Raw genomic sequence first — 4,855 nt, forward strand, 5'->3', positions numbered from 1 at the left:
ATTCAAATCTTCCGACTGAAGGTGTTAAAGAATTGAGCTTTACTCAACCAAGTCTTGAGGTAGTAGAAGAAGCTATCAACTTCAAGACTGTTAAACGAGAAGATCCAACTCTGCCAGAAGGTGAAACTCGCGTAACTCAGGTAGGTCGCGCAGGCAAGGAACGTATCTTAACAGAAGTAGCACCAGATGGAAGCCGTATTGAAAAACTGCGTGAAGTTGTTGAAGTGGCGCAAGATGAGATTGTGCTAGTCGGAACTAAGAAAGAAGAATCAGGTAAAACAGAGGCAGCTATCCATGAAGTACCAGAGTTCACAGGTGGCGTAAATGGTTTGGAAGCAGCTATCCATGAAGTACCAGAGTTTACTGGTGGTGTAAATGGTTTGGAGGCAGCTATCCATGAAGCATCAGAGTTTACTGGTGGTGTAAATAGCTCTGAGGCAGCTATCCATGAAGTACCAGAGTTTACTGGTAGTGTGAATGGCTCTGAAGCATCTGTCCACAGAGTTCCAAACTTTGAAGGAGGAGTTTCTGGTGGGGAAGCGCCTATCCATCAAGTTCCAGGATTTACTGGTGGTGTAAATGGTTCTGAAGCAGCTAACCATGAAGTCACTACACACAAGGATGAGCAGTCACATGTGGTTCAAGCTATATCACAAGATAAGACTTATCAAGCACCTTTAAATCGTCAAAATATTCTCCCTGAAACAGGCGCTAAAGAAACGGCTACTCTCGCAAGCTTGGGAGCTGTAGGGGCACTTCTTGGTCTAGCTGCAATGGGAAAGAAAAAAGAAGACGAATAGAATCTGTCAAACTCAAGAAATACTGTTGAGGAAGTATAGATTTTGTGGAAATTATTGCAGAATATTAAGGAAACTGCTGTAATAGCTGTCCAAACTTTAGAGATTGAAACCAATAACTAATCTCAATTATAAAAAGCGGACAAAACTAGTTTTCTGATGAACAGAATCTGGTCTTGTTCGCTTTTTTGGCTCTTTGTCAATTGTGATGAGCAAGAATTTGGTCAAGGTTGAGAGTGCTAGGCATTTGCTTCTTAGTGATGTAGGTAAGTTTCACATGGGTGTAAATCTTCTAGAAAGCTTAAACTCAATCTGCTGATTTTTAAGAGCAAACAAACTGTTCACAGACTGCTAGTTATGCATGTTTAAGCTTTTAAAACAGATTCTAGAAGGATTGGATTGCATTTTCTACTATACTATCCAGTTCGCTTTTTGCAGTTCACGTTTATGCTTGGTACAGTATGGGACAAGTGTTTAAAAGAGTGATTATCCTTGTACACTAGTGTCCACTTTTACAATTTTTCATGACTTTGAAAAGTTAGTATTTTACAGCTTTTGTGCCGAACTTCTCCTTTTTATAGTATTTAAGTGGTTTAAGGTCAAATTGCTTGCTTTTGTCTACTAATCATGTATAATGGGGATGGATAATAATAAAAAAAAGGAGACTGCAATGTTTTTTAAACGTTCAAACGGTGAATTCCGTGAAACCGATCGAGTGACTCGGTTCAAATTAATTAAGTCGGGTAAGAATTGGTTGCGCGCATCTACTTCGAACTTTGGGCTTCTAAAAGTGATTCGTGGTCAAGTCGAAGAGACTATTGTAGCCGAAGTGCATGAAGATGCGGTGTCAGAAAAGGGACTGACAAGTCGAGGATTCTTAAAAGGGATTGTCGTGGCTGCAGCTGTTCTTAGTGCGACATCGCTTGTACATACTGGTTATGCAGATGAACTAGGAAAAGATGCAACAACTGCATCAGCTTTGGTTAGTGCACCTGCAGTTACAACAGAGTCAGAATCATTGAGTGAGCAAGGTTCTACGGACCAATCAGCAACTCTAAGTGAATCTGCTACTGAAACAAAAGAAGATACAGTGGTTTCATCTGAACTAGTTGCAGATGCTCCTGTGTCTGAAGACAAAGCAATCTTGGAACAAAATGCTTCTGAAGCAGCTTTGTTGATTAACATCGCTGAAAAATACGCATCAAACCATCAAGATGCAGATCAAAAAGCAGCGATCCATGCGGCTGTTGCTAACCTTCAATCAGAATTGTCTGCAAGCACTAGTTTGGCCAATGCAACTGCTCAAGCTTATGCAGATCAACGTGCACGTTTGAGCAAGTCAGTGGATGAGCTGATGGCAGTCTTAACAGTGGCAGGTTTTGAAGGAAACACTACTGTTAACGGATCACCAGCAGTCTCTGCACAGTTGGATGCTATTTCAACGTCAACTACTCTTACTGCGCCATCTGTTGTAGAAAAAATGGATCAACCAAATGGTGCTTCAATTGAAGATCCAGCTTTGGACAACCCAAACTACAAATTGGATCCAAATGAAGAACGCTATACCTATTCAATCTGGGATCTTCAAAACTGGGAAGGTCCTGCTGATCAAGGTGGTTTCACATACAGCAATGGTGGTTACTATGTAACATTCTCAGTTGACCGCTCAGCTATTGGAACTACAACTACTCCAGTTGTTCATGCCCGTTTGGTAGAAAAAGCTACGGGTAAAGAAGTAGAAACTTTGGATATGACTGCCAAGTCAACTTATCAATTTAAGACCTTGGTGCAAGAAAATCCAACTTATGCACCTCAGTTTGACTATACATCTGGAGAAGCTTCACAAATTCTGGGAACATGGACGAACAACCGAGATGCTGGTCCTACTTTAGATGATAGATATAAACACCATATTCTTCAAATTCGTGACACAACGAAACCTGGAAATGTTGGGGACACAAAACCAAATGTTCAAACAGTCGTTCCAACTGAAAAAGTAACCCATACAACTCACTATAAGGTTGAGGGTACAAACGAGGAATTGGCTTCATACGCTCAAACGGGTATTGAGAGTCAAACTTATCATGCCTCTAATCCGCGTACATTTGAAGGCTACGAGTTTACCCGTACTCAATCAGAAAAAGACATGACTGGATCACTCGGTGGTGTTGGAGCTAAGTACCTGGAACTCCAAGGTGGGCGCGCTCACTACTATGTGAAACGTATTGTAGAACAAGTAGATAAAGATGGTACATCTGTTGTTAAATTGTATGCTTTAGATCCTTCGAAGGTGTCATCATATAGCCCGGCAACTGATGTAAATAATCTTAATTTAGATAACTATACATTGTTGTATACCTCAGATCCTGTTAAACCAGGAGGTAAGCCAACACCTGCTGGAACAAAAGATGCCTTAAATGATCTGGGATATGTTGACAGTAAGGATGGGCAATACCATCTTCGTGTACAAACATATACGGATAGTGGAAATGGGAATGTGCGTTTGAGTGGTTGGTACAATAAGGCTACTGGGGATGCCTTTACAGCCTCACCACAATTCTCAACAGATGTCGATCCGGTTCGAAACAACACTTCCAACATCATTGGTGGGAATACCCCAGGAGATAAAGCTTCAGGCTATCCATCATTCTTCAACAACTACTCGCTTCCTTCTGTTAAACAAATTTCTACCGATGTAACTCACTACTACCGTAAAACAGATGCTACAGGTAATGTTTACGTGCATTATCAAGATACAGAAGGTAAGACTATTAAGCCAGATGTAACCGATGAAAAAGATCAACCAGTTAATAAGGCCTACGATACAGTTGTAGACAATCGTCCGAACGAGATTACATTCGAAGGTAATACTTACGAATTGGTTCCAGCTGGTAACTACACAGTTGGTGAAGTTGATGACCAAGGACATCTTACATCATCAGACCCAACAACAGGTGCAGTTGCCAAAGAGGATAAGAATGTAACTTACATCTACAAACTTAAAGAAGGTGAAGTTGTTATCACTTATGTGGATGAGAAGGGTAAAGAGATTCAAAAACCTCGTCAAGACACACCAAACTCACCATATGACACACCATATGACACTACTGAGGAAGGTGAAAAACCTAACTTCATCAAGGCCGAAGATGGTAAGACCTATAAGATCGTACCGAAGGGTGACTATCCAGTAGGTAAGGTTGATGAAAATGGTCACCTTGAATCATCTGATCCAGTTACAGGTAAGGTTACTAAACCAAAATCAACTATCACTTATGTTTATAAAGAAGTGAATGGTAATGTCTATGTACACTATGTAGATACAGAAGGTAAGACAATCAAGGACGATGTTACTGATGAAAAAGCTCAACCAGTAGACAAAGACTACGACACAGTTGTAGACAACCGTCCACAAGAGATTGAATTCGAAGGTAATACTTACGAATTGGTTCCAGCTGGTAACTACACAGCCGGTGAAGTAGATGATCAAGGTCACTTGAAGTCAACAGACCCAACAACTGGTAAGGTTATCGAAGGCGATAAGAATGTCACTTATGTCTACAAGTTGAAAGAAAAACCAAAAGGTGAAGTTGTTATCACTTATGTGGATGAAAATGGTAAAGAGATTCAAAAACCTCGCCAAGACACACCAAACTCACCATATGACACACCATATGACACTACTGAGGAAGGTGAAAAACCAAATACAATCAAGAGTGAAGATGGTAAGACATATAAGATCGTACCGAAGGGTGATTATCCTGTAGGTAAGGTTGATGAGAATGGACACCTTGAAAAGTCTGACCCAGTTACAGGTAAGGTTACTAAACCAAAATCAACTATCACTTATGTTTATAAAGAAGTGAATGGTAATGTTTATGTACACTACGTTGATACAGAAGGTAAGACAATCAAGGACGATGTTACTGATGAAAAAGCTCAACCAGTAGACAAAGACTACGACACAGTTGTAGACAACCGTCCACAAGAGATTGAATTCGAAGGTAATACTTACGAATTGGTTCCAGCTGGTGCTTACACAACCGGTGAAGTAGATGACC

General features: G+C 40.5%; 2 protein-coding genes. Both read left to right on the forward strand.

The window, feature by feature from the left end:
- Window positions 1-800 (forward strand): SIALI-17 repeat-containing surface protein (locus SINDD18_RS08460; protein WP_061863819.1); only part of this gene is annotated, 800 nt, incomplete at its 5' end.
- 667 nt (window positions 801-1,467) lie between these two features.
- A partial coding sequence (locus tag SINDD18_RS10615; protein WP_193750847.1) for an accessory Sec-dependent serine-rich glycoprotein adhesin occupies window positions 1,468-4,855 on the forward strand: 3,388 nt, incomplete at its 3' end.

Source organism: Streptococcus infantis (assembly GCF_001579645.1).
GTDB classification, from domain to species: domain Bacteria; phylum Bacillota; class Bacilli; order Lactobacillales; family Streptococcaceae; genus Streptococcus; species Streptococcus infantis_E.